The following is an 857-nucleotide window of genomic DNA, read 5'->3' on the forward strand; positions in this document are numbered from 1 at the left end:
CTAGGTCGTGTTGACAAAAGGGATTCCCCTCGGGCGTAGGGTATGATTCAAGCTGGCATCTGCGATGGAGACCAGCTTGGCACGAGACCTTATGTCGGACGAGGAATGGGCGTTCTTTGAGCGCTTCATCCTCGCCGTCCGCGCCCCGAACGGACGCAAAGCAACCAACCACCGCCTCGTCCTTGATGGGATTTTCTGGATTGCCCGAACCGGGGCGCCATGGCGGGACCTACCTGGCGAGTTCGGCAAATGGTCAAGCGTTTACCGACAGTTCCGGCGCTGGACACTGGCGGGCCTCTGGGAGGACATCATGGATGCTCTGAACCAGAGCGGAGCCGTGCCAAGCGCCCTGCAAATGATCGACAGCACCGTGATCCGCGCCCACCATCAGGCAGCGGGCGCTAAAGGGGGACTCCACGACAGGGTTTCGGCCGTTCTCGAGGTGGCTTTACGACCAAGATCCACCTTCTCGTCAACGCACACGGGCTTCCCATGAGGACAGAGATCACACCTGGCCAGACGTCGGACTATCTCGGCTTCGATCTGGTGATGGCGGATAATCTGCCCAGCCCGAGCGTGCTGCTCGCGGATCGCGGCTACGATGCAGACAAGATCAGAGAAGGCATGGAGGCGCGCAACGTCCTGCCCGTGATACCGATGCGCAAGTCCCGCAAGAAGCGGATTGGTGTCGATCGCTCGCTGTATCGCCTGCGGAATCTGATCGAACGTTGCTTCAACAAGCTCAAGAACGCCAGGCGTGTCGCGACCCGCTACGACAAGACGGCGGAAAGCTTCCTCGGCTTCATTGACATCACGTCGATCCGTCTCTGGATCCGCCATTTGTCAACATGACCTAG

At 59.7% G+C, this 857-nt stretch carries 1 protein-coding gene; it reads left to right on the plus strand.

Annotated elements, in window-relative coordinates; genetic code table 11:
* The first annotated feature begins 64 nt into the window (after positions 1–64).
* Positions 65–852, plus strand: a protein-coding gene (locus ACFFUC_RS12455; protein ID WP_312529210.1) for an IS5 family transposase whose coding sequence is annotated in 2 segments (ribosomal slippage) — positions 65–404 and positions 404–852 — 789 coding nt in all. Because the reading frame shifts where the segments join, the coding sequence is not laid out codon by codon here.
* The last annotated feature ends 5 nt before the right edge of the window (positions 853–857 follow it).

The sequence above is a fragment of the Paracoccus cavernae genome, assembly GCF_042430175.1.
GTDB classification, from domain to species: Bacteria; Pseudomonadota; Alphaproteobacteria; order Rhodobacterales; family Rhodobacteraceae; genus Paracoccus; species Paracoccus cavernae.